Origin of the sequence: uncultured Haliea sp. (assembly GCF_963973825.1) — a bacterium.
In the GTDB taxonomy this organism is placed as follows: Bacteria; Pseudomonadota; Gammaproteobacteria; order Pseudomonadales; family Halieaceae; genus Haliea.
In genome coordinates this window covers 1-21,610 of the sequence record NZ_CAXBAE010000001.1, presented here as the reverse complement: position 1 = coordinate 21,610, position 21,610 = coordinate 1, and the positions used below count along the sequence as shown (strand labels likewise).

The window sequence follows — 21,610 nt, the reverse complement described above, 5'->3', positions numbered from 1 at the left end:
GAACCGAAATGGCTATCGAAATCAAGGCCCCATCTTTTCCCGAGTCCGTTGCCGACGGGGAAATCGCGACCTGGCACAAGCAGGAGGGGGAGTCAGTCTCTCGCGATGAGCTCATCGTTGAAATCGAGACCGACAAGGTGGTAATGGAAGTGGTAGCGCCCGAGGATGGGGTGATCAGCAAGATCCATGCTGCCGAGGGCGAAACCATCCAGAGCGAGCAACTGCTCGCGCTGCTCGAGCCCGGTGCTGCCGCCAGTGCGCAACCGGCGTCCGAGCCGGCACCTGCCAAGGGTGCTGATACGGCAGGCGGGAAAGACGCCGACGATGCGGAAGGCCTCATGGGGCCTGCGGCGCGGCAGCTGGTCGAGGAGCACAAGCTGGACGCCGCGAGCATCAGCGGGACCGGCAAGGGTGGTCGTATCACCAAGGAAGATGTGCTCGCACACCTCAAGAACAAGCCCGCGGCAGCACCTGCTGCCGCTCCGGCGGCCCCGGCCAAGCCCGGCGCCAGCGAAGACACGATGCCCCAGGTGCCTGCCGGCCCCACCGGCGAGCGCATTGAAAAACGGGTCCCGATGACACGTATGCGCGCACGGATCGCCGAGCGCCTGCTCGAGGCCACCCATGGCACGGCCATGTTGACGACCTTCAACGAGGTCAATATGGCGCCGGTGATGGCGCTGCGCGAGAAGTACAAGGAGCAGTTCGAGAAGGTGCACAACGGCACCCGCCTCGGCTTCATGGGCTTTTTTGTCAAAGCCTGCTGCGAGGCGCTGAAGCGCTTCCCCGAGGTGAACGCCTCCATCGACGGCACTGATGTGGTCTATCACGGTTACCAGGACATCGGCGTTGCCGTGTCCGCCCCCGGTGGCCTGGTGGTGCCGGTGCTGCGCGACGCCGATTTCATGAGCCTCGCGGATGTGGAAGCAGCGATACGCGATCTCAGCCTGCGCGCACGCGACAGCAAGCTGACTATCGACGACATGACCGGCGGCACCTTCACGGTGACTAACGGCGGCGTCTTCGGGTCGCTGATGTCCACACCGATCCTCAACCCGCCACAGACCGGCATCCTCGGTATGCACAAGATCCAGGAACGCCCCATGGCGGTCGATGGCGAAGTGGTCATCCTGCCCATGATGTACCTTGCGCTGTCCTATGATCACCGCCTTATCGATGGCAAGACCGCGGTGCAGTTCCTGGTGGCAGTAAAAGACCTGATCGAAGATCCGGCGCGCATCTTGCTGCAGTTGTAAGCACTCGACGGGAATAGGGAAGACAATGGCTGACAAATACGATGTAGTGGTGATTGGCGCGGGCCCCGGTGGTTACGTGGCTGCGATCAAGGCGGCCCAGCTGGGGTTGTCCACGGCCTGTGTGGAGCAATGGGTGGATGCCGAGGGCAAAACGCGCCTCGGGGGTACCTGCCTCAACGTGGGGTGCATCCCGTCCAAGGCGCTGCTCGACAGCAGCCAGAAATTTGTCGAGGCGAGAGACCACTTCAGCCTGCACGGCATCGCCATCGACACGCCTCGCATGGATATTGCGGCGATGATGGCCCGCAAGAACAAGATCGTCGACCAGCTGACCGGTGGCATCACCGGGCTGTTCAAGCACAATGGCGTGACCAGCATCCAGGGTCGGGGCAAGGTGTTGGCGGGCTGCAAGGTCGAGGTCACTGACAAAGATGGCAAGGTCAGCGTCATCGAAGCCGGCAACATCATTATTGCCGCAGGCTCCAGCCCCATCGCCATCCCGCCCGCGCCGGTAGACAACGAATACATCGTCGATTCCACCGGTGCCCTGGAGTTCAGTGAGGTGCCGCAGCGACTCGGCGTCATCGGCGCAGGCGTCATCGGCCTGGAACTCGGCAGTGTCTGGGCGCGTCTGGGCGCCGAGGTGGTGATGCTGGAGGCGCTGGATGAACTGCTGCCGATGATGGATACGCAGATCGCCAAGGAAGCCGGCAAGATTTTCCGCAAGCAGGGCCTGGATATCCGCCTCAGTACCCGGGTGACCGGCGCCGTGGTGAAGGATGGCAAAGTGGAGGTGACCTTCACCAATGCCGACGGCGAACACCGTGAAGTCTTTGACAAGCTGATTGTTTCGGTGGGGCGACGCCCACGCACCGAGGACCTGCTGGCCACCGATTGCGGCGTCAACCTCGACGAGCGCGGCTTCATCTACGTCAACGACCACTGTGCCACCGAGGCGCCACATGTTTTTGCCGTGGGTGACGTGGTGCGGGGCCCGATGCTCGCGCACAAGGGTTCGGAAGAGGGCGTGATGGTCGCCGAACGCATTGCCGGCAAGAAGGTGCAGCTGAATTACGACTGCATTCCCTCGGTGATCTATACCCACCCCGAAGTTGCTGCGGTCGGTCGCACGGAGCAGGAGTTGAAGTCCGACGGCGTGGACTACAAGGTGGGCGTATTCCCGTTCGCGGCCAGCGGCCGCGCTCTGGCGGCGAACGATACCGATGGCATGGTCAAGATTATTGCCGACGCGGAGACCGATCGCGTGCTCGGCTGTCATATTGTGGGCCCGTCTGCTGCGGATCTTGTGCAGCAGGTGGTGATCGCAATGGAGTTCGGTTCCAGCTCGGAAGATCTGGCACTGACCGTTTTTGGACACCCGACCCTGTCGGAAGCAGTACACGAGGCCGCTCTGGCGGTGCATGGCCATGCCATTCACATTGCCAATCGCAAGCCTCGGAAATGAACTTTGCCCGGTCGCGCGCGCATAAAACCTATTCTGGCGCAGACGAGGCACTGGGGGGTATGGGCCGTTAGGGCGCATTCCAGGACACTACGCAACACACAGGACAAAGCATGAACCTTCACGAGTATCAGGGCAAACAGCTGTTTGCTGAGTACGGCTTGCCCGTATCCAAGGGCTATGCTGTCGACTCGCCGGAAGAGGCGGTCAAGGCAGCGGAGACCATCGGTGGTGACATGTGGGTCGTCAAGGCTCAGGTGCACGCGGGCGGACGCGGTAAAGCGGGTGGCGTCAAGCTGGTGAAAACCACCGACGAAGTACGCGATTTCGCTGCCAAGTGGCTGGGCCAGAACCTGGTGACCTACCAGACCGACGAAAATGGCCAGCCGGTCAGCAAGATTCTGGTCGAGACCTGCACCGATATCGCCGAGGAGCTTTACCTCGGCGCCGTGGTTGACCGCGCAACCCGCCGCATTGTTTTCATGGCCTCTACCGAGGGCGGTGTGGAAATCGAGAAGGTCGCCGAGGAAACCCCGGAGAAAATCCTGCGCGCGGTCATCGACCCGCTGGTCGGTGCACAGCCTTACCAGGGCCGTGAGCTGGCGTTCCAGCTGGGTCTGGAAGGCGACCAGATCAAGCAGTTCGTGAAAATCTTCATGGGGCTGGCGCAGCTGTTCAAGGAAAAGGACCTGGCACTGATTGAAGTCAACCCGCTGGTGATTACCGACCAGGGTAACCTGCACTGCCTGGATGCCAAGCTGGGTGTGGATGGTAACGCGCTGTATCGCCAGCCGGCCCTGCGTGAGATGCACGACCCCTCCCAGGAAGATGCCCGTGAGGCGCACGCCGCCAAGTGGGAGCTGAACTACGTGGCCCTGGACGGCAATATCGGCTGCATGGTCAATGGCGCTGGTCTGGCCATGGGCACCATGGATATCGTCAAGCTGCACGGCGGTGCGCCGGCAAACTTCCTCGACGTCGGCGGCGGCGCGACCAAGGAGCGTGTATCCGAAGCGTTCAAGATCATCCTCTCCGACGATAAGGTCAAGGCGGTGCTGATCAACATCTTCGGCGGTATCGTGCGCTGCGACCTCATTGCAGAAGGCGTGATCGGCGCTGTGCAGGAAATCGGCGTACAGGTGCCGGTTGTTGTGCGTCTCGAAGGCAACAACGCGGAGCTGGGCCGTCAGGTCCTGGCCGACAGTGGCCTGAACATCATTGCCGCAACCAGCCTCACCGATGCTGCCCAGCAGGCAGTCAAAGCAGCTGAAGGAGCCGCCTGAAATGAGTATTTTGATTGACAAGAACACCAAGGTGATCTGCCAGGGCTTCACCGGCTCCCAGGGCACCTTCCACTCCGAACAGGCGATTGCCTATGGCACCCAGATGGTGGGTGGCGTAACGCCCGGCAAGGGCGGTCAGACCCATCTTGGCCTGCCCGTGTTCAATACTGTGGCCGAAGCCGTAGCGGCTACCGGCGCGGATGCGTCAGTGATCTACGTGCCTGCGCCGTTCTGCAAGGACTCCATCCTCGAAGCGGCCAACGGTGGCGTAAAGCTCATCGTCTGCATCACCGAGGGTATTCCGACCCTCGACATGCTGGACTGCAAGGTCAAGTGTGATGAGCTCGGTGTGCGTCTGATTGGCCCCAACTGCCCTGGCGTGATCACGCCCGGTGAGTGCAAGATCGGCATTATGCCGGGCCATATTCACCTGCCCGGCAAGGTCGGTATTGTTTCGCGCTCCGGTACCCTGACCTACGAAGCGGTCAAGCAGACCACAGACGCCGGCTTTGGCCAGTCTACCTGTGTTGGCATCGGCGGCGACCCGATTCCGGGGTCCAACTTTATCGACATCCTGGCGATGTTTGAAAAAGATCCGGCGACCGAAGCCATTGTCATGATCGGTGAGATTGGTGGCACGGCCGAAGAAGAGGCTGCGGCCTTTATCAAGGCCAACGTCACCAAGCCCGTGGTCTCCTACATCGCCGGTGTGACTGCGCCGAAGGGCAAGCGGATGGGTCACGCCGGTGCCATCATCTCCGGCGGTAAAGGCACGGCGGACGAGAAGTTTGCTGCGCTGGAAGATGCCGGTGTGAAAACCGTGCGCAGCCTCGCTGACATCGGCAAGGCGCTGGCGGAAGTCACTGGCTGGAAGTAAGCAGTCAGGGTCGCGGCAGGCAGTGCACGTGCTGCCTGTTCCCGCCACAAAAAAAGCCCGCTTGATGCGGGCTTTTTTTGTGGCTGAATACCTGCCGGCCTATTCGCCGGGCACCTGTGATTGCCACTGCAGGGGAGCGACGGCGCGGATGCGCTCCGCATCCTCTGGCAGCAGGAAGCCTCCCTCCAGCGCGCGGTCCAATGCGTCCGCGACAGCGGCTTCGTAACCGGCCTGGTCCACGTACAGGGACGCCATTTGCGCGGCGTCGAACAGTACCGTGGTGCCGAACAGGAAGCAGAGACGGTCCCCTTCCTGGCCCTCTCCGGAGAGAACGGCTACGGGCGCATCCACCCAGGGCGTGCGCACACCACCCAGCACATTGCCCTGGGCGTCCTTCAGGAACGCGGTGCCGCTATCGTCCACGCTCAGCAGTTCTCCCGTCGGGGGTGCGGTGCCGTCGCGCACCCAGGTGTCCAGCGCGCGCAGGGCTGCGCCGAAGACCCAGGCCATGGGTCCGGCGTTCACGGGCCGCGCGCAGTTCAGAAAGCCGGGTATGCCATTGGCTTCCTCTACCAGCAGAAAGCGCGGGTCGACCCCGGTGTCCTGACGGCCGATGATGAAGGAGTAGTAGTCGCCGTGCGCGGTTCCCGCAACCTCCCAGAGACGGAAGCGGTCGCTGTCCGGCTGGCGGTCGTTGATGGAGCCCAGGAGCAGAACATCGGTTTCCGTCTGGAAGTTGAACACGGGCACGTTCAGATCCTCGCGAAAGAGGACACTTTCCGGTGTCGGTATCTCGGTTTCAGGCTCCTGTGACAGGGGTGAGCTGCCATCGCCCCTGCTGTGCACCATATAACCATCGAAGGTGTTGTACAGCGGATGAATGGCGTTGATATAGGTCGCCAGGCGCCCGGCCGACTGTGACTCGCCGAGGGCAATCATCTGCTCCACCTGCAGGCCCTCGAGCAGGTCGACGTCTGCAGGTTCACGCAGTGCCTGTGCCGCCTGCGAGAACATGTCGTAGGAGTAGCTGTCGCCCGGGTGCTCCAGGCTGCCGTAGCGGGCCGGGTTCACCGCTTTCAGGTGCAACGGTGCCACCGGTGTTCCGGAGCCTTCGATGCCCACGCGCTGTGCCGAGACACCCACCCACACATGACCCTGGCGCAGCATTTCCACATGGCCTGAGCCATAGGATGGGCCGGTGTCGAAGCCGGCGGTCACGTTCAGCCACTCCACGAGCACCGTCCCACTGAAGTCACCGTCGTCGATAGGGCGGTAGACCACAACGCGTGTGCGGTAATTGGCGGTGCCCGCGGGTTCCGCCTCCCAGGCGCCATCACTGCCGAGTTCGTTCAGGTTGCTGAAGGCGCTTGCCTCGCCAGAGAGGAAATACTCACGCTGGCGGTAGCCGACATCGGCGAGGTCAAATGTCGTGGAGAGCAGGAACAGATCCCCCTCGTCCGGCGGGTCGGCGACTTCAGGCTGTGCAATGGGCAGGTAGTCGGGTTCTACGGGTGGCGGCGGCTCCGGCGGCGCGGGCACACCATCGCTGCCATCGCTGCAGCCGGTGAGAAGGACAATAGAAAGCCCGAGTGCAAGCGGCCAAAGGTGGGTGATCATGTTCATGCGCTGTCTCCGGAGTGTTATGAGGCTAATATGCATTAGCCTGCCTTGAAATACCAGCAGTTAGCCCCCACCTCTGCAGTTGCCCACGGCAATACACTTATTCACCTGTCACTACTCGCGAGGGACCCATGACTGCGGATGTGAAAAAAGAAACGCTTGGTTTTCAAACCGAGGCCCGCCAGCTGCTGCACCTGATGATTCATTCTCTGTACAGCAACAAGGAGATTTTCCTGCGTGAGCTGATTTCCAATGCCTCGGACGCAATCGACAAGCTCCGGTTTGCGGCGCTTGCCGACGACAGCCTGCTGGAAGGGCAGGGCGATTACGCGATCCGTGTCGACGTCGACAAGGACGCCAACACCATCACGATCAGCGACAACGGCATTGGCATGAACCGGGATGAGGTGGTCGAGAACCTCGGCACCATCGCCAAATCGGGCACGGCGGCCTTTCTGGAGAGCCTGAGTGGCGACCAGAAAAAGGATTCGCAACTGATTGGCCAGTTCGGTGTGGGCTTCTACTCGGCGTTTATCGTGGCCGATCGTGTGGAGGTGCACACGCGCAAGGCAGGTGCCGATGCGCAAAGCGGTGTGCTCTGGGAGTCCCACGGTGAGGCGGAATTCACCATTGAGCCCCGCGAAAAAGACACCCGTGGCACCACGATCACGCTTTTCCTGAAGCCCGCCTGCAGTGAATTCGCCGATGACTGGCGGGTGCGCAGCGTGATCAAGAAGTACTCCGACCACATTTCCGTACCGGTGATGATGCTGGAAGCGGCAACTGCCAGCAGAGATGACGACGACGCTGCGGAAGAAGCTGAGGCGCCACAGTACAAGCCGGTCAATGAGGCGACGGCGCTGTGGACACGTGCGCGTACCGACATCAGCGACGAGGAGTACTCGGCCTTCTATCGCCATGTGTCGCACGATTTTGAGGAGCCACTCAGCTGGAGTCACAACAAGGTTGAGGGCAAGCAGGAATATACCAGCCTGCTCTACATCCCTCGCCGCGCTCCCTTCGACCTGTGGAACAGGGACATGAATCGCGGTCTCAAGCTGTACGTGCAGCGCACGTTTATCATGGACGACGCCGAACAGTTCCTGCCCCTGTACCTGCGCTTTGTCAAAGGGGTGGTCGATTCCAATGATCTGCCCCTGAACGTGTCGCGGGAAATTCTGCAGCAGGACAGCGCTGTTGACGCCATGCGCAGCGCGCTGACCAAGCGTGTCCTCGACATGCTGGGCAAACTGGCGAAAAAGGAAGGCGATGACTATGCGACTTTCTGGAAAGAATTTGGCCAGGTGCTGAAAGAGGCGCCAGCCGAAGACTTTGGCAACCGGGAGAAAATTGCCGGCCTGCTGCGCTTCAGTACCACCCACACTGACCAGCCGGCTCAGGACCAGTCGCTGGCAGACTATGTTGGGCGCATGCAGGACGGGCAGGACAAGATCTACTACGTGGTGGCCGAGAACTTCAACACGGCACGCAAGAGCCCGCACCTTGAAGTGTTCCGCAAGAAAGGTATCGAGGTCTTGCTGCTCAGTGACCGTGTCGACGACTGGTTGATGAACCAGCTGCAGGAGTTCGACGGCAAGAAATTCCAGGACGTGGCGCGCGGTGCACTGGACCTCGAAGAGGACTCCGAGGAAGCGAAAGCCGAAAAGGAGAAACTCAAGCAGAACAGCGAAGCACTGGTGGAACGCCTCAGCGGCGCACTGGGTGATGCGGTGGCCGAAGTGCGCGCCTCATCCCGGCTCACTGAATCACCAGCCTGTCTGGTGGTGGGTGAATTCGACATGGGTGCGCAGATGAAGCGTATTCTCGAAGCAGCGGGTCAGCCGGTGCCGGACAGCAAACCCATACTTGAAATCAATCCCGTGCACCCGCTGCTGCAGATGCTGGACGCGGAACAGGATGAGGCGCGCTTCAGTGACCTTGCGCATGTGGTGCTTGACCAGGCCACGCTGGCTGAGGGAGGGCAGTTGGAAGATCCGGCTACTTTTGTCAGCCGTCTCAACAGCCTGCTGCTGCAAATGAGCAAGCGCTGAGCTCTGCCCTGCGGGCCTGGTGCTTGCCACGCCCGCAGCACGGTGCCAAGCTGCAACGCGTCCGCGATGGCAGAACGCTTTACGGCGCCATCAGGCTCAGGTCACAGCAACAGGGAGCACGCCATGCCTCGTTCGCACCGGGTCGCCGTTCTCGGCGGGGGCAGTTTCGGCACCGTTATCGCCAATCTGATCGCGGTGAATGGCCATCGCGTGGCCCTCTGGGGGCGCAATGCCGAGCGTGTCGACCTCATCAACACCCTGCGTGAAAACAGGGAGTATCTGCCCGGCTATCGGCTGGACGACGGTTTGCGCGCCACCACGTCACTGGCCGACGCTGTCAGCGACACCGATATCGTCTTTGTCGCGGTGCCCAGCGCATCCTTCCGCCAGATCGTGCGCGACGTGGCCCCCCTGGTGGCCCCGCAGACCTGCCTGGTGAGCCTGACCAAGGGGATAGAGCCCGGTGGCTTTCGCCTGATGAGCGAGATCCTGCGGGAAGAGCTGCCAGCCAACCCGCGTGCTGTGCTCAGTGGGCCCAATCTGGCGAGTGAGATCGCGGCGGGGCAGGTTACCGGCTCGGTGGTCGCCAGTGACAGCGATGCACTGAACCGGTCACTGCACGACCTGCTGCACAGTGAACGCTTCCTGGTCTACGCATCACGGGATCTGTTCGGCGTGGAACTGGGCGGTGCGTTGAAGAATGTCTACGCCATACTCGCTGGTCTCTGTGCCGCCTTGTCCTTCGGCGAAAATACCGTCGGCATGCTGCTGACGCGTGCCCTGGCGGAAATGTCACGTTTTGCGGTGCGCCTGGGGGCGAACCCGCTCACTTTTCTCGGCCTTGCGGGCGTGGGAGATCTCTTTGTGACCTGTTCGTCGCCGCTGTCGCGGAACTACCGCATCGGTTTTGCAGTGGGCAAGGGCGAGCCGCTGGACGCGGTGCTCGACGCGATGGATCAGGTCGCCGAAGGCATCAACACGCTGGCGCTGCTGAAAGCGGAGGCGGATCGGCGAGGTGTGCACATGCCACTAGTCAATGGTTTGTACGGAATTCTGTACGAGCAGCGTCCGGTCACGGAGATCTTCAGTGATATGATGTCTCGCGAGCAGGCGCATGATGTGGAGTTTGCGGTGGGTGATTTTCACCCGACACACAGCGCAAGGAGAGAGGGTTGAAGGTTTCCGTACAACATTGCCGGACAGCGTTTTTATTGCTGGCCTGGGCTGTCGTATCCGGCGCGGGTGCCGCAAGCCCGTCTGGCTACAGTCCGCAGGTGCTGGTGGACGAACTCGAGGCGTTTCCCCACGCGCTGTCGATTGCGCGCAAGCAGGAGGTGGTGCGGGATCACGAAATAGGTCTTGGACCCATTCAGAAATCCATGGGCGCCTGGGTATTTCGCGATAGCGTGCGTATGGATGGTGAACTGCAGCGCCTGACCTGGCAGATTGTCGACGGTTTTACCTCGCGCGAGGTGCTGCGGCGACTGGAGCAGAGCCTCTCGAGGCAGGAGTCAGCAACGCGCCTGTTCGGCTGCGATGGCCGGGCCTGTGGTTCGGGCTCACAATGGGCCAACAGGGTGTTTGGACAGCGACTGCTGTACGGCCGTGCCGACGACCAGAGTTACCGCGTTTATGCCGTGCAGACTACAGGGGCGGAATATCGCGTTTTGCTCTACAGCGGCGCCCGCTCCTCCGACCGCCAGTATCTGCATCTGGATATCCTCGAGGTCAACCCCGAGGTCGATGAAGGCCGGCTTTAGCGGCCCAATTGCAGCAGCGACAGGAACTCGTCGCGCGTCTTCTGCTCGGTGCGGAACGAGCCAAGCATTGCCGAGGTCTTCATCACCGAGTTCTGCTTCTCCACGCCGCGCATCATCATGCACATGTGCTGTGCCTCGATGATAACGCCGACGCCCTCAGCGTCGGTGACGTCCATAATGGTTTGCGCGATCTGCGTGGTCAGGGATTCCTGTATTTGCAGGCGCCGCGCGAAAACATCGACGATGCGGGCGACCTTTGACAGGCCCAGCACCTTGCCGGTGGGAATGTAGGCCACGTGGCATTTGCCGATAAAGGGCAGTACGTGATGCTCGCACAGCGAATACAGCTCAACATTCTGCACCAGCACCATTTCACTGGAGTCGGAGGGGAACAGCGCATTGTTGACTACATCCTCCACCGACTGATGGTAGCCACGCGTGAGGAATTCGAAAGCCTTCGCGGCGCGCTTCGGCGTGTCAGCGAGGCCCGGCCGGGACAGGTCCTCGCCGATCGCCGCAATGATTTTCGCCCACTCTTGTTCCATGAATTGTTCCCCTGGTGACCACCCCGGTGGCGGGCCGAGGATAGTAGCAACCGCCCCGGATGAAGGCAAACCTGTAGCGACCTGGCCGGGCTCCGCGCGACCGGCAGATCGAGGCTACTGCCGCCGCAGCGGATCCATTACACTCGCCGCATGCGAAGCAAACACATAACCTCGGTCGCCGCCGCGACCACCATCGGCGAAGCGCTGGAGCGGGTCAATGCCGCGCTGGAGGCGTCCCCCGTGTATTTTGGCCACGGCACGGATAACCCCTGGGACGAGGCGGTGCAACTGGTGCTGTGGTGTGCCGGGCTGCCCGCTGACAGTGACGACCGCGTGCTGGGCTTGCCGCTGACCGCAGCCCAGTCGGCCAGGGCTGCCGAGCTGCTGCAGCGACGGATTCAGGACCGCGTTCCCTTGCCATACCTGACCGGCGAGGCGTGGTTTGCCGGGCTTCGCTGGCGGTGTGATACGCGCGCCATTATTCCGCGATCCCCAATTGCAGAGCTGCTGCGTGCCGGCTACCAGCCCTGGTATCAGGGACCCGGGCCTGCGCGGGTGCTGGACCTCTGCTGCGGCGGTGGTTGTATCGGCCTCGCGACGGCGTGGTATCTGCCGGATGCCGAGGTTGACCTGATTGACCTGGACGCGGATGCCCTTGCGCTGGCGGCAGTAAATGCGCGGGAGCTGGGCGTGGAGGGCCGCGTGCGTATTCTACAGTCCGATCTGTTTACGGCAGTGCAGGGCGAGCGCTACGACATCATCGTCACCAATCCGCCCTATGTCGATGTGACAGACCTGGCAGCCATGCCGGCGGAGTACGCCCATGAGCCGGCACTGGCACTCGGCTCCGGTGCGGATGGCTTGGATCTGACGCGACGGATCCTTGCGCAGGCGGCGGGGCACCTGCAGCCCCACGGACTGCTGGTGCTGGAAGTGGGCAACAGCTGGGAGGCGCTGGAGGAGGCGTTTCCGCAGCTGCCTTTTACCTGGGTGGAGTTTGCTCACGGCGGTCACGGTGTCTGTGTCCTGACCGCTGCGGAGCTGCGTGAAAGTCGGCCAGCTGCGGGCTTATAGCGTATACTTGCACGTTTCTGGCGGAGACCCCTTAACCATGTCTGGCAATACTCTCGGCAAGCTGTTCACGGTGACCAGCTTCGGTGAAAGCCACGGCCCTGCCCTGGGCTGTATCGTCGACGGCTGCCCGCCCGGGCTCAGCCTGAGCACGGCGGACCTGCAGCGCGACCTGGATCGACGCAAGCCCGGTACCTCCCGATATACCACACAGCGGCGCGAGGCGGACGAAGTACAGATCCTGTCCGGCGTGTTCGAAGGCCGCACCACCGGTACCTCAATCGGCCTGTTGATTGCGAACACGGATCAGCGCTCGAAAGACTACTCGAATATTGCCAACACCTTCCGCCCGGCGCACGCGGATTATACCTATCAGCAGAAGTACGGGTTTCGCGACTATCGGGGCGGCGGCCGCTCGTCAGCCCGGGAAACCGCGATGCGCGTGGCGGCGGGGGCGATTGCCCGCAAGTTTCTGCAGGAGCGCTACGGCATTCTCATTCGCGGCTATCTGGCACAGCTGGGTCCGATCCGCGCCGACACCGTGCAGTGGGACAGTATCGACAGCAATCCGTTTTTCTGCCCGGATCCGTCGAAGGTGGCTGACATGGAAGCGTATATGGCGGCGCTCAATAAACGCGGTGATTCCATTGGCGCGCGGATCAACGTCGTTGCGAGCGGTGTCATGCCGGGCCTGGGCGAACCAGTGTTTGATCGCCTGGACGCGGATATTGCCCACGCCATGATGGGTATCAACGCGGTGAAGGGCGTGGAAATCGGTGCTGGCTTCGCGGTCGTCGAACAGCAGGGCAGTGAACATCGCGACCTGCTTACGCCGGAGGGTTTTGTCGGCAACAATGCCGGCGGCGTTCTGGGGGGGATCTCCAGCGGGCAGGACATCACGGTCAGCCTGGCGTTGAAGCCGACCTCCAGCATCCGCCAGCCGGGTGCCACGATCGATACCTCGGGGGCGGCTATGGAAATGGCCACCCACGGCCGCCACGACCCCTGTGTCGGCATTCGGGCCACCCCCATTGCCGAGGCCATGCTGGCGATCGTGCTGATGGACCACGTGCTGCGCCACCGCGGGCAGAACATGGACGTCACCTGCGCGACGCCGGTACTGCCGGCGTCGGCGCCGGCGCGCTAGCGCTTCCCGTGGCGCGCTCCCGGCGGCGTTACCTGCGCACCCTCATTCTGGGGCTGCTGGCCATGGCGGCGCTGGTCTGGGGCGCAGTCGACAGCTTTGACATTCCGCTCGAGCGTATCTGGGACATGTTCCTGATGACCCTGGTGGTCGTTGTCGCACTGGTGCTTGCCGCGGCCGCGACGGCCGCCCTGTGGATAGGTGTTCGGCGCCTCTCAGCGCGCGACTGAGCTGTCACCGAGGTCGATCTCCAGCGTCATCTGCTCCGCAATGCCGTCGAGGGCATCGGTCAGGGCTTCACGTGACGCACCCTGCGGGATTTCAGCAAGAATATCGGCACGGAACAGCAGTTCACCGCTCATCGGCGCGCTGCTGACCTCACTCTCCATATCGATGACGTTCACCTGCTCCGCGGCGAGTGCCCGGGAAATCTCGCGGACGATGCCGGGCCGGTCCGGTCCGAGTACCGCGAGTGTAATGCGCTGCCCGGCGGCGGGTACGGTACCGGTGGTGGCCGGGGTGACACGCACACTGATGCCGCTGCTGGCGAGACCCTTCAGTGTGTGCTCCAGGGTGTCACCGGCGTCTTCCGGCAGCGAGACGAGTACCAGCCCGGCAAATTTGCCGCCCAGTTGGGAGAGACGGCTTTCCTGCCAGTTGCCGCCACAGCGTTCGATCGCGCTGGACAATTGTTCGACGAGGCCGGGACGGTCGTCGCCAATGAAGGTTACGATAAAAGAAGATTGCACGATCAGGCTCCACATTCACTGCGACAGCCCGTATATTAACCCGCAACCCCATGTGGCAGAAGGAAGCAACCATGAAATATGTACTGGCATTGTTATTGGCCGTGGCACTGGCTCCGGCACAGGCGGCCCTCGACTGGGAGACCGCACTGAATGGCGATCAGCGCAGCGCCGAAAACAAGGCGCGTGACAGCTCACGCCACCCTCGGCAGACACTGGAGTTTTTCGGCATCGAAGAAGGCATGACGGTCGTCGAGCTGTCGCCCGGCGGTGGCTGGTATACCGAGGTGCTGGCCCCACTGGTGGCGCCGAACGGGCAGCTCTACGCGGCGCACTTCGGCATGAACCTGTCCTCCAACGCCTACTTTCGCAATGCACTCGGCGGGTTCCTGCAGAAGCTTGCCAGCAACAATGATCTGTACGGCCCGGTGAAAGTCACCCAGCTGGCACCGCCGGACGAAGTCACGGTTGCACCGGCGGGCTCCGCCGACCTCATCGTGGCGTTTCGCAATATCCATAGCTGGATGCGCATGGGCAGCCTCGATGCGACGCTGGCGGCTGCGTTTACTGCGCTCAAGCCCGGTGGCGTGCTGGGCATCGTGCAACATCGCGCACCCTCCGGCGATGATCCTGCCGAAATGGCGCGCAGCGGCTACGTGACCGAAGCCTATGTCATTGCTGCAGCGGAGAAAGCCGGCTTCAAGCTGGATGCGCGCAGCGAGATCAATGCCAACCCCCGCGATACCGCGGATCACGCCAACGGAGTCTGGTCGTTGCCGCCTGCCCTGCGCGGCGGTGATGAGGACCGCGCCAGGTTCGAGGCCATTGGCGAAAGCGACCGCATGACGCTGCGTTTCGTGAAGCCGGCGTAAGCCTTGGCAGACCTGCTGGAAATACCGCCAGCCCGCCTCTCTGCTGAGGTGCTGGCGGCCCTGCTGGAGGAGTTTGCCAGCCGGGATGGTACCGACTACGGTGACCGGGAGCTCAGTCTCGCCGCCAAGGTGCAGCAGCTTCGGGCTCAGCTCGACTCTGGCGCGCTGGTGCTGCTGTATGACGGTGACAGTGAAACCTGGGATTTGCTGCCGCGCGACAGTGCGAGCCTGTTGCTGTCAGGTGGCGTCCTGTCGTGACGCGGCCAGCCAGTGACCACACGCTGGATGTGACCGGTTTGTATTGCCCGGAACCGGTCATGCTGCTGCACAATCGCATTCGCGATATGCAGGTAGGAGAGACCGTGTGCGTAGTGGCCACGGACCCGACCACGCAGCGCGATATCCCCAAATTCTGCGCCTTTCTTGGCCACGAGCTGCTTACCGAAACGGAGGAGGGCGGAGAGTTTCTCTTCCTGTTGCGTAAAGGTAGCTGAATGCCCGCTGCCGGAGAGCCGATGCCATTTCACGAGTCGGTGTTCTGTGCCCGCCGCGTAGAGCGCGTTTTTGCCGAGTGCTTTCTTCACAGCGAAAATACCGTGCTCTGTGGCGGCGCGGAAGAACCGCTGTACGCGCCTGCCGTGCATCCAGGTGAGCCGCATCGGCTCTGGTTTCGCGAGGACTTCTTCGCCAGTGCGCTGCACGAGACCGCGCATTGGTGTATCGCCGGCAGCGCGCGTCGGCAGCAGGTAGATTTCGGCTATTGGTACGCGCCTGAAGGGCGCGATCCCGAGGCACAGGCGGCCTTTGAGGCGGTGGAGGTTCGCCCGCAGGCTCTGGAGTGGTGTTTTTCCGTTGCCTGCGGTTACCCGTTTCGTGTCAGCACCGACAACCTTGCGGCGGAGGGCGGCGTCGCCGCCGACCACAGTGCGTTCCGTGCTGCTGTACGTCGCGAAGCGCTGCGCCTGTCTGGTGCCCCCCTGCCGCGCCGCGCGGCGGTGTTTTACCGGGCCCTGCAGTTGGAGTTCGGCAGAAGTGGACCACTCACGCCGGCCCTGATCAGGGCGACGGCAGCCCAACCCGATTGATGCGCATTCTCGCCGACCAGAATATTCCCGGCCTGGACGCATACTTCCACGACCTCGGCGAGGTGCGTGTGATGGAAGGACGGGACATTGCGGCTCGCGACCTGCGGGATGTCGATGTGCTGCTGGTGCGCTCGGTGACGCGCGTGGATACCGCCCTGCTTCAGGGCAGCCGGGTGCGTTTTGTGGGGAGCGCGACGGCAGGGCTGGACCATGTGGACATCAACGGGCTTGGAGCAGCGGGTGTCGGGTTTGCCGCAGCGCCCGGTGCCAATGCCAATGCGGTGGTCGAGTACGTGCTGGCCGCTATCGCCGCACAGCCGGACATGCTGGAGCGGCTGCTTGATGGCGGACGCGTCGGCATTATTGGCTACGGTCACGTCGGACGCTTGCTGCGGCAGCGCCTGACGGCCCTGGGGATTGCCAGCCTGCAGTATGACCCGTGGCTGGCGCCAGGCCGGGTGCCGGAGCCCGCCTCCCTGGACGCGGCGCTGGCCTGCGAGGTGGTGTCGGTGCACACGTCGCTGACTCACGACGCTCCCTGGCCCAGTTTTCACCTGCTGGGCGCTCCGCAGCTCGCCAGGCTGGGGCCGCAGAACCTGCTGATAAACGCGAGTCGCGGAGCGGTTGTGGATCAGGCTGCATTGCTGGCGCGGCTGCAGGCGCCGGACCCGCCAAAGTGCGTGCTGGACGTCTGGGAGTTCGAGCCCGAGGTCTCGGCCGCGTTGTTGCGGCGGGTGAGTCTTGGCACGGCGCACATCGCCGGCTATAGCCATGATGCCAAACTGGCCGCCACGCGGCAGCTGGCACAGGCGGTGCAGAGCGCTTTCGGCCTTGTGCAACATGCCATCGCTACGGCGGCCGTGGCCGATCCCCTGGTGCTCCCTGCGGGGTTGCGCGGCGTTGCTGTGCTGCGCTGGCTGTGTGGGGCGCGCTACGACATCCGGGCAGATGACCGCGCCCTGCGCGAGGCGGTCCTTGAGGTCGATGCGGATCGAGCCCGCAGGGCCTTCGATGAGCTGCGCAGGGGCTACCCCATGCGACGTGAACTGGCGGGCAGCCGCGTACAGGCCGGCAACGCAGAACAGCGCAGGTGGATAACGGCGTTGGGTGGGGACGTGCAGTAGCGGGCAGGGGATGGAGCGGGAAACCGGGTTCGAACCGGCGACCTCAACCTTGGCAAGGTTGCGCTCTACCAACTGAGCTATTCCCGCGGCACTTAAAAGAGAGAGTGGCGTCCCCTAGGGGGTTCGAACCCCTGTTACCGCCGTGAAAGGGCAGTGTCCTAGGCCACTAGACGAAGGGGACGCAGAGCCTCTCGGTCAAGAGGCGCGCATTGTAGGTAGAGAGCCGGAGGACGTCAAGACCTCGGTAGGCACTTTTTGCCGTCCTGTAGCCCCGGTGGCGCCATCAGGTGAGTTGCAGGCGCGCGGTGGCCTGCGCCCGATAATCGTACAGCTCGCCACGCTCGGCGGCTTCCAGGCGCTCCTCGTCCAGCGCCTGGAAGGTTGCGATCTCCTGGTCGGTCAGAACGTGCAGGCAGTCGCCGCCGAGAAACCACAGCAGGCTGCGGGGAAATGTGGGGGCAAATTCGGGTTGGTGGCTGAACAGGCGCATGGCCAGCTCGGGGCCCACGGCGTACAAATCGTCATCGGGCAGGCGATTGCAGGCATCGGCCAGTTCGCGCAGCGGGTTTTCCTCGTCCAGCCCGGCAGTGCGTTTGCCAAGCGTACTGGCGAACTCGCGCCAGAGGCTGCGGCAGTACTGTAAATATTGCGTATCGTCCATTGGCTCGTTCGGTGCGCCGATTGCGGGTACAATGCAGCGCTTGAATTCTCCGGTGGTTTTACTGAGGCGGCATGATACCAGCACTGACGATCGAAAATCTCACCAAGCAATATGCCGGGGGCTTCCAGGCCCTGAAAGGCATCAGTCTCGAGGTGCAGCACGGCGATTTTTTTGCACTCCTGGGCCCCAACGGCGCCGGCAAATCGACCACCATCGGGGTTATCTGCTCACTGGTGTCGAAAACGTCGGGCAAGGTGGCTGTCTACGGCACCGATATTGATGAGGATTTCGCTGGCGCCAAGAAAAACATCGGCATCGTGCCGCAGGAATTCAACTTCAACATGTTCGAGCAGCCCTTCGACATTGTGGTCAACCAGGCCGGTTACTACGGTATGCCTAAGGCACTGGCCAGCCAGCGGGCCGAGCAGTACCTGCGTGAGCTCGGCCTGTGGGAGAAGCGCCACGTGCCATCGCGCATGCTCTCCGGCGGTATGAAGCGCCGTCTGATGATTGCCCGTGCCCTGGTGCACAACCCGCGCCTGCTGATTCTCGACGAGCCCACCGCGGGGGTCGATATCGAGATGCGCCGCTCCATGTGGGATTTTCTGCAGAAACTCAATCGCGAAGGCACAACGATTATCCTGACAACACACTATCTCGAAGAGGCCGAGGCCCTGTGCCGCAACATAGCCATCATCAACCACGGTGAAATTGTCGAGAACAGTTCCATGCGCGATTTACTGCGCCGCCTGCACCGGGAGGTGTTCATCTTCGATGCCGTGGACGATCTGCCTGACGCGGTGGCCATCCCGGAGTTTGGGGTGCGTCGCATCGATGAGCGCACGCTGGAGGTCGAGGTGGAGAAAGGCCAGCATATCAACGAGGTTTTCGCAGCCCTCAGCCAGTCCGGGATTCGCATCAGCAGCATGCGGAATCGTGCAAACCGGCTTGAAGAGATGTTTGTGCGGCTGGTGGAGGGCGCGAAATGAGTTTGCAGGAACAGTGGGTGGCTCTGGTGACCATTCTGCGCAAGGAGGTCAAGCGCTATCTGCGCATCTGGACCCAGACCTTGCTGCCGTCGGCGATCACCATGTCATTGTATTTCGTGATTTTCGGGTCCCTGATCGGCTCGCGCATCGGCGATATGGGCGGGTTCACCTACATGCAGTTTGTGGTGCCGGGCCTGATCATGATGGCGATTGTGACCAACTCCTACTCCAACGTGGTGTCCTCTTTCTTCGGCTCCAAATTCAACCACAGCGTCGAGGAACTTCTGGTATCGCCCACACCGAATTACATCATCCTGCTCGGTTATGTCATTGGCGGCGTAAGCCGCGGCCTGTTGGTCGCCGTGATCGTCACCCTGGTGTCGCTGTTCTTTACGGATCTGCATATCCACAGCTTTACGGTGGTGGTCGTGATCGTGTTGATGACGTCCATCCTGTTTGCCCTGGCCGGCTTCATAAATGCCGTGTATGCGAATAACTTCGACGACATCTCAATCATCCCCACCTTCGTGCTCACACCGCTGATTTACCTGGGCGGCGTGTTCTACTCCATGGACCTGCTGCCGGATTTCTGGGCCACGGTGTCCAAGCTCAATCCGCTGGTGTACGTGGTCAATGCGTTCCGGTATGGGGTGCTCGGGGTCTCCGATGTCAGCCTGACGGTGGCCTTTGGCATGATTGCCGTGTTCACGGTTGCCGCCTGGTGCTACAGCATGCATCTCTTGAACACCGGCAAACGCTTGCGCCAGTAAGCCATGGCGATTGATTCTGAGTCATTGCTGCTGGGCAAGCAGGTGCCCGCAGCCACCCGTTACGCTCCGGAGCTGCTGTTTCCCATTCCTCGACGCGAGGCGCGCGATGCGCTGGGTTACGGGGGCGAAGTGCCCTTCGAGGGTGTGGATATCTGGCACGCCTACGAACTGTCCTGGCTGGATAGCTCCGACAAGGCGCAAGCCAGAATAGGGCGCTTCACCATTCCCGCGACGACGCCGCACCTGGTGGAGTCCAAGTCCTTCAAGCTGTACCTGAACTCCCTGAACAACACGGTGTTCGATGACGAGGCGGCGGCACTTGCCTGTATCGTGCGAGACATCAGTGCGGCGGCCGGCGGCGATGTGGCGCTGGCGGTATTTGCCCCCGACGATCCGTCACTGGCCGGCGCGCAACCCAGCGGGCAGTGCATTGACACGGCTGCCGGGCGCTGGCCGCGGCGGGAGCCCGAGGCCGAAATGCTGCAGTGTGCCCGTGCGAGAGTGGTCGAGGAGCAGCTCTACAGCCACCTCCTGCGCTCCCTGTGCCCGGTGACCGGGCAGCCGGACTGGGCAACGCTGTGGTTGCACTATCGCGGCCCGGCTCTGGACCACGCGGCACTGCTCAGCTATATCCTCGCCTACCGGGAGCATCAGGAATTTCACGAACAGTGTGTGGAGCGCATCTACCGCGATCTCCAGCAGGCCTGCCAACCGGAGTTCCTGCACCTTCAGGCGTTTTACACCCGTCGCGGGGGCCTGGATATCAACCCGTTTCGCAGCAGTGGCGGTGGTGAACCGCCATGGTTACGTCTCGCGCGTCAGTAGCGCATTGCGCCTGCCTTGACAACCACTGCGGGCTCCGCAAAAGTGGTGCAAGAACGATAACAATGCTGCGGAGGTCTTTATGGCTGACATACCGATTCATGTACTCGCCGTGCTCGCGGCCACGCTTGTGGCGTTTATCATTGGCGGATTGTGGTATTCGCCCCTGCTGTTTGGCAGCGCCTGGATGCGCGCCGCCGGCCTTACCGAAGCCCAGGTCAACGCGGGCAACAAGGCCAAAATCTTTGGACTTTCCTTTCTGTTCCTGCTGGTCATGGCGCTGTGCCTGGAGCGCTTTCTCGCGGCCCCGGAGGTGACGCTGGCCACGGGCTCGCTGTACGGCTTCCTGACCGGTTTCGGCTGGCTGTTTTTTGCCACCGGCGTCATCACGCTGTTCGAGCAGCGGCCCTGGTCCTATTTGCTGGTGAACGGCGGGTACTGGGTGGTTGCGCTGACCGCCATGGGCGCCATATTGGGCGGCTGGCGTTAACCCGGGCGAAAACTCCCGGTAAAACGCTGGCAAGCCGCGGCGGTTGTGGTATGATCCGCGCCCTCACGGTGAGGTGGCCGAGTGGTCGAAGGCGCACGCCTGGAAAGTGTGTAACGGGCAACCGTTCGAGAGTTCGAATCTCTCCCTCACCGCCATTTTTCGGCTCTCCCCAATTAACGGGGGATAGACCGGTTCTCACTACACTCGATTGATGATGCCATCGGAACGCCGCACCGCCCATCCACAGTGGGTTAAGACCCTCAGTCGATAGTTCTCAAAGTTTCTGAACCCGTAGGCTCGTCGAGTCATCATCTCCATCTTGGTGTGGAACCCCTCAGTGGGCCCGTTGCTCTTGCTGAATCGCCACATCATGACGATCGGCTCAAGCCAGGATGTGAGTGTCTTTGCCAGCCGTTCTGTTCCCGGTGGAGTGCAGTCCGATTCTCAGAGGTCTAACTGAATGGGAATATATGCTTTGCTGTAGTCGTCAACCTATACGACCTGGGAGACAACGGACATCCACATGAGAGGACTCGGTATAGGCATGGAATGCGCACGTATTCATCCCGCGCTGGTCGCAGCTGCCTTCGCTCTGTTCGTGACAGCGTGTAGCGATGGAAGCAGTTCAGAGAGTGAGCATGGCGCCCATGATGGGCGACTGTTGATTTCGGATATTGAGTTCGCTGACCAGGCACTTCGGAGTTGTGTTGTTGAAGCGGCAATCGAAAATGAATGGATATACGTCGATGAAGTCCAAGTAATCGAGTGTTTCGAGGGTGAGGTTGCGTCGCTGGAGGGGCTGGAGGTTTTCGCTGATACGCCTGGTTCAAACCTGAGAGAACTCCATCTATACAACACTACCACCGCAGATTTAACGCCGTTGACTGGATTCACGTCGCTGGTTCGTTTAAGGATACTCTGAATAAATCTGGAATTTTGCGATAATACGCCATGCCCCAACCACAGGATGTCAGCATGACCC

The 21,610-nt window shown here is 62.0% G+C and carries 24 protein-coding genes, 3 tRNA genes and 1 pseudogene; 21 read left to right on the top strand and 7 right to left on the bottom strand.

Annotation, left to right across the window (positions count from 1 at the left end):
* The first annotated feature begins 8 nt into the window (after positions 1-8).
* From odhB to sucD, 4 genes are all read left to right on the top strand, one after another.
* Positions 9-1,256, top strand: coding sequence for a 2-oxoglutarate dehydrogenase complex dihydrolipoyllysine-residue succinyltransferase (gene odhB, locus AACZ17_RS00140; RefSeq protein WP_290743596.1), 1,248 nt, complete (start codon positions 9-11; stop codon positions 1,254-1,256).
* 25 nt (positions 1,257-1,281) lie between these two features.
* Entirely contained in the window at positions 1,282-2,721 is a 1,440-nt protein-coding gene (gene lpdA, locus AACZ17_RS00135) for a dihydrolipoyl dehydrogenase (protein ID WP_290743590.1), read from the top strand.
* Between the two features lie 110 nt (positions 2,722-2,831).
* The gene (gene sucC / locus AACZ17_RS00130) at positions 2,832-4,001 is read left to right on the top strand and encodes an ADP-forming succinate--CoA ligase subunit beta (protein ID WP_290743583.1); all 1,170 of its coding nucleotides are present in this window, start codon (positions 2,832-2,834) and stop codon (positions 3,999-4,001) included.
* Position 4,002: 1 nt separating this feature from the next.
* A complete protein-coding gene (gene sucD, locus AACZ17_RS00125; RefSeq protein ID WP_290743581.1) occupies positions 4,003-4,878 on the top strand; it encodes a succinate--CoA ligase subunit alpha in 876 nt (291 codons plus the stop codon).
* 99 nt (positions 4,879-4,977) lie between these two features.
* Here sucD and AACZ17_RS00120 read toward each other — a convergent pair whose 3' ends face one another.
* On the bottom strand, positions 4,978-6,501 hold the full coding sequence (locus AACZ17_RS00120) for an alpha/beta hydrolase domain-containing protein (protein ID WP_290743579.1): 1,524 nt from the start codon (positions 6,499-6,501) through the stop codon (positions 4,978-4,980).
* 128 nt (positions 6,502-6,629) lie between these two features.
* Here AACZ17_RS00120 and htpG point away from each other — a divergent pair, with 128 nt between their 5' ends.
* The 3 genes from htpG (at position 6,630) to AACZ17_RS00105 (ending at position 10,309) form a co-directional block, all read left to right on the top strand.
* Positions 6,630-8,549 carry a molecular chaperone HtpG gene (gene htpG, locus AACZ17_RS00115; RefSeq protein WP_290743577.1) on the top strand — a complete coding sequence of 640 codons (1,920 nt, stop codon included), beginning with the start codon at positions 6,630-6,632 and terminating at the stop codon, positions 8,547-8,549.
* A gap of 123 nt (positions 8,550-8,672) precedes the next feature.
* Positions 8,673-9,725, top strand: coding sequence for an NAD(P)H-dependent glycerol-3-phosphate dehydrogenase (locus tag AACZ17_RS00110; RefSeq protein ID WP_290743575.1), 1,053 nt, complete (start codon positions 8,673-8,675; stop codon positions 9,723-9,725).
* Complete coding sequence (locus AACZ17_RS00105) at positions 9,722-10,309, top strand: DUF4892 domain-containing protein (RefSeq protein ID WP_290743573.1); 588 nt, start codon at positions 9,722-9,724, stop codon at positions 10,307-10,309. Before AACZ17_RS00110 ends, AACZ17_RS00105 begins: the two co-directional genes overlap by 4 nt.
* Here AACZ17_RS00105 and folE read toward each other — a convergent pair.
* A complete protein-coding gene (gene folE / locus AACZ17_RS00100) occupies positions 10,306-10,854 on the bottom strand; it encodes a GTP cyclohydrolase I FolE (protein WP_290743570.1) in 549 nt (182 codons plus the stop codon). The genes AACZ17_RS00105 and folE overlap by 4 nt on opposite strands.
* 150 nt (positions 10,855-11,004) lie before the next feature.
* On the opposite strand from folE, the gene prmB reads away from it, so the two are divergent.
* The 3 genes from prmB to AACZ17_RS00085 are packed head-to-tail and all read left to right on the top strand — an operon-like array spanning position 11,005 to position 13,299.
* Complete coding sequence (gene prmB / locus AACZ17_RS00095; RefSeq protein ID WP_290743564.1) at positions 11,005-11,928, top strand: 50S ribosomal protein L3 N(5)-glutamine methyltransferase; 924 nt, start codon at positions 11,005-11,007, stop codon at positions 11,926-11,928.
* A 37-nt stretch (positions 11,929-11,965) separates the two neighbouring features.
* Positions 11,966-13,072, top strand: coding sequence for a chorismate synthase (gene aroC, locus AACZ17_RS00090; RefSeq protein WP_290743558.1), 1,107 nt, complete (start codon positions 11,966-11,968; stop codon positions 13,070-13,072).
* 8 nt (positions 13,073-13,080) lie between these two features.
* Positions 13,081-13,299: a hypothetical protein gene (locus AACZ17_RS00085; RefSeq protein ID WP_290743552.1), complete on the top strand. Its 219-nt coding sequence runs from the start codon at positions 13,081-13,083 to the stop codon at positions 13,297-13,299.
* On the opposite strand, the gene AACZ17_RS00080 is transcribed toward AACZ17_RS00085, so the two are convergent.
* A complete protein-coding gene (locus tag AACZ17_RS00080; protein WP_290743546.1) occupies positions 13,285-13,818 on the bottom strand; it encodes an ACT domain-containing protein in 534 nt (177 codons plus the stop codon). The two genes, AACZ17_RS00085 and AACZ17_RS00080, sit on opposite strands and share 15 nt — an antisense overlap.
* 71 nt (positions 13,819-13,889) lie before the next feature.
* Here AACZ17_RS00080 and AACZ17_RS00075 point away from each other — a divergent pair, with 71 nt between their 5' ends.
* The 5 genes from AACZ17_RS00075 to AACZ17_RS00055 are packed head-to-tail and all read left to right on the top strand — an operon-like array spanning position 13,890 to position 16,896.
* Positions 13,890-14,687 carry a methyltransferase gene (locus tag AACZ17_RS00075; protein WP_290743540.1) on the top strand — a complete coding sequence of 266 codons (798 nt, stop codon included), beginning with the start codon at positions 13,890-13,892 and terminating at the stop codon, positions 14,685-14,687.
* A 3-nt stretch (positions 14,688-14,690) separates the two neighbouring features.
* The gene (locus AACZ17_RS00070; protein ID WP_290743533.1) at positions 14,691-14,945 is read left to right on the top strand and encodes a YheU family protein; all 255 of its coding nucleotides are present in this window, start codon (positions 14,691-14,693) and stop codon (positions 14,943-14,945) included.
* Positions 14,942-15,181, top strand: a complete 240-nt coding sequence (tusA, locus tag AACZ17_RS00065; RefSeq protein ID WP_290743525.1) for a sulfurtransferase TusA — start codon at positions 14,942-14,944, stop codon at positions 15,179-15,181. The genes AACZ17_RS00070 and tusA overlap by 4 nt, the downstream gene beginning before the upstream one ends.
* Positions 15,182-15,202: 21 nt before the next feature.
* Complete coding sequence (locus AACZ17_RS00060) at positions 15,203-15,772, top strand: elongation factor P hydroxylase (RefSeq protein WP_290743518.1); 570 nt, start codon at positions 15,203-15,205, stop codon at positions 15,770-15,772.
* Positions 15,772-16,896, top strand: coding sequence for a 4-phosphoerythronate dehydrogenase (locus AACZ17_RS00055; RefSeq protein ID WP_290743502.1), 1,125 nt, complete (start codon positions 15,772-15,774; stop codon positions 16,894-16,896). The genes AACZ17_RS00060 and AACZ17_RS00055 overlap by 1 nt, the downstream gene beginning before the upstream one ends.
* A gap of 11 nt (positions 16,897-16,907) precedes the next feature.
* Here AACZ17_RS00055 and AACZ17_RS00050 read toward each other — a convergent pair.
* From AACZ17_RS00050 to AACZ17_RS00040, 3 genes are all read right to left on the bottom strand, one after another.
* Positions 16,908-16,983, bottom strand: a tRNA-Gly gene (locus AACZ17_RS00050).
* A gap of 18 nt (positions 16,984-17,001) precedes the next feature.
* A tRNA-Glu gene (locus AACZ17_RS00045) sits at positions 17,002-17,077 on the bottom strand.
* Positions 17,078-17,179: 102 nt separating this feature from the next.
* Complete coding sequence (locus AACZ17_RS00040; protein ID WP_290743495.1) at positions 17,180-17,557, bottom strand: PA2817 family protein; 378 nt, start codon at positions 17,555-17,557, stop codon at positions 17,180-17,182.
* 71 nt (positions 17,558-17,628) lie between these two features.
* Between AACZ17_RS00040 and AACZ17_RS00035 the strand changes: the two genes are divergently transcribed.
* The 5 genes from AACZ17_RS00035 to AACZ17_RS00015 all read left to right on the top strand — a co-directional run bounded on the left by AACZ17_RS00035 (position 17,629) and on the right by AACZ17_RS00015 (position 20,783).
* Positions 17,629-18,546 (top strand): ABC transporter ATP-binding protein, encoded by a 918-nt coding sequence (locus AACZ17_RS00035; protein WP_290743488.1) that lies wholly within the window; start codon positions 17,629-17,631, stop codon positions 18,544-18,546.
* Complete coding sequence (locus tag AACZ17_RS00030) at positions 18,543-19,316, top strand: ABC transporter permease (protein WP_290743482.1); 774 nt, start codon at positions 18,543-18,545, stop codon at positions 19,314-19,316. Before AACZ17_RS00035 ends, AACZ17_RS00030 begins: the two co-directional genes overlap by 4 nt.
* Positions 19,317-19,319: 3 nt before the next feature.
* Entirely contained in the window at positions 19,320-20,141 is an 822-nt protein-coding gene (gene queF / locus AACZ17_RS00025; RefSeq protein WP_290743465.1) for an NADPH-dependent 7-cyano-7-deazaguanine reductase QueF, read from the top strand.
* Between the two features lie 79 nt (positions 20,142-20,220).
* Positions 20,221-20,628 (top strand): DUF1761 domain-containing protein, encoded by a 408-nt coding sequence (locus AACZ17_RS00020; protein WP_290743449.1) that lies wholly within the window; start codon positions 20,221-20,223, stop codon positions 20,626-20,628.
* 67 nt (positions 20,629-20,695) lie between these two features.
* Positions 20,696-20,783: transfer RNA gene (locus AACZ17_RS00015), tRNA-Ser, on the top strand.
* Between the two features lie 43 nt (positions 20,784-20,826).
* Here the strand turns inward: AACZ17_RS00015 and AACZ17_RS00010 are convergent.
* A pseudogene (locus AACZ17_RS00010) lies at positions 20,827-21,045 on the bottom strand (transposase); the annotation flags it as partial.
* Between the two features lie 106 nt (positions 21,046-21,151).
* Between AACZ17_RS00010 and AACZ17_RS00005 the strand changes: the two are divergent.
* A complete protein-coding gene (locus AACZ17_RS00005) occupies positions 21,152-21,550 on the top strand; it encodes a hypothetical protein (protein ID WP_290743442.1) in 399 nt (132 codons plus the stop codon).
* The last annotated feature ends 60 nt before the right edge of the window (positions 21,551-21,610 follow it).

Bases quoted from the DNA above. Each gene is read 5' to 3' on its own strand.
- AACZ17_RS00060 (WP_290743518.1), top strand. From the start codon at position 15,203: ATGCCATTTCACGAGTCGGTGTTCTGTGCCCGCCGCGTAGAGCGCGTT.
- queF (WP_290743465.1), top strand. From the start codon at position 19,320: ATGGCGATTGATTCTGAGTCATTGCTGCTGGGCAAGCAGGTGCCCGCA.
- AACZ17_RS00005 (WP_290743442.1), top strand. From the start codon at position 21,152: ATGAGAGGACTCGGTATAGGCATGGAATGCGCACGTATTCATCCCGCG.
- lpdA (WP_290743590.1), top strand. From the start codon at position 1,282: ATGGCTGACAAATACGATGTAGTGGTGATTGGCGCGGGCCCCGGTGGT.
- sucD (WP_290743581.1), top strand. From the start codon at position 4,003: ATGAGTATTTTGATTGACAAGAACACCAAGGTGATCTGCCAGGGCTTC.
- odhB (WP_290743596.1), top strand. From the start codon at position 9: ATGGCTATCGAAATCAAGGCCCCATCTTTTCCCGAGTCCGTTGCCGAC.
- AACZ17_RS00035 (WP_290743488.1), top strand. From the start codon at position 17,629: ATGATACCAGCACTGACGATCGAAAATCTCACCAAGCAATATGCCGGG.
- AACZ17_RS00030 (WP_290743482.1), top strand. From the start codon at position 18,543: ATGAGTTTGCAGGAACAGTGGGTGGCTCTGGTGACCATTCTGCGCAAG.
- aroC (WP_290743558.1), top strand. From the start codon at position 11,966: ATGTCTGGCAATACTCTCGGCAAGCTGTTCACGGTGACCAGCTTCGGT.
- AACZ17_RS00110 (WP_290743575.1), top strand. From the start codon at position 8,673: ATGCCTCGTTCGCACCGGGTCGCCGTTCTCGGCGGGGGCAGTTTCGGC.
- AACZ17_RS00040 (WP_290743495.1), bottom strand. From the start codon at position 17,557: ATGGACGATACGCAATATTTACAGTACTGCCGCAGCCTCTGGCGCGAG.
- sucC (WP_290743583.1), top strand. From the start codon at position 2,832: ATGAACCTTCACGAGTATCAGGGCAAACAGCTGTTTGCTGAGTACGGC.
- folE (WP_290743570.1), bottom strand. From the start codon at position 10,854: ATGGAACAAGAGTGGGCGAAAATCATTGCGGCGATCGGCGAGGACCTG.
- prmB (WP_290743564.1), top strand. From the start codon at position 11,005: ATGCGAAGCAAACACATAACCTCGGTCGCCGCCGCGACCACCATCGGC.
- htpG (WP_290743577.1), top strand. From the start codon at position 6,630: ATGACTGCGGATGTGAAAAAAGAAACGCTTGGTTTTCAAACCGAGGCC.
- AACZ17_RS00055 (WP_290743502.1), top strand. From the start codon at position 15,772: ATGCGCATTCTCGCCGACCAGAATATTCCCGGCCTGGACGCATACTTC.
- AACZ17_RS00020 (WP_290743449.1), top strand. From the start codon at position 20,221: ATGGCTGACATACCGATTCATGTACTCGCCGTGCTCGCGGCCACGCTT.
- AACZ17_RS00075 (WP_290743540.1), top strand. From the start codon at position 13,890: ATGAAATATGTACTGGCATTGTTATTGGCCGTGGCACTGGCTCCGGCA.
- AACZ17_RS00120 (WP_290743579.1), bottom strand. From the start codon at position 6,501: ATGAACATGATCACCCACCTTTGGCCGCTTGCACTCGGGCTTTCTATT.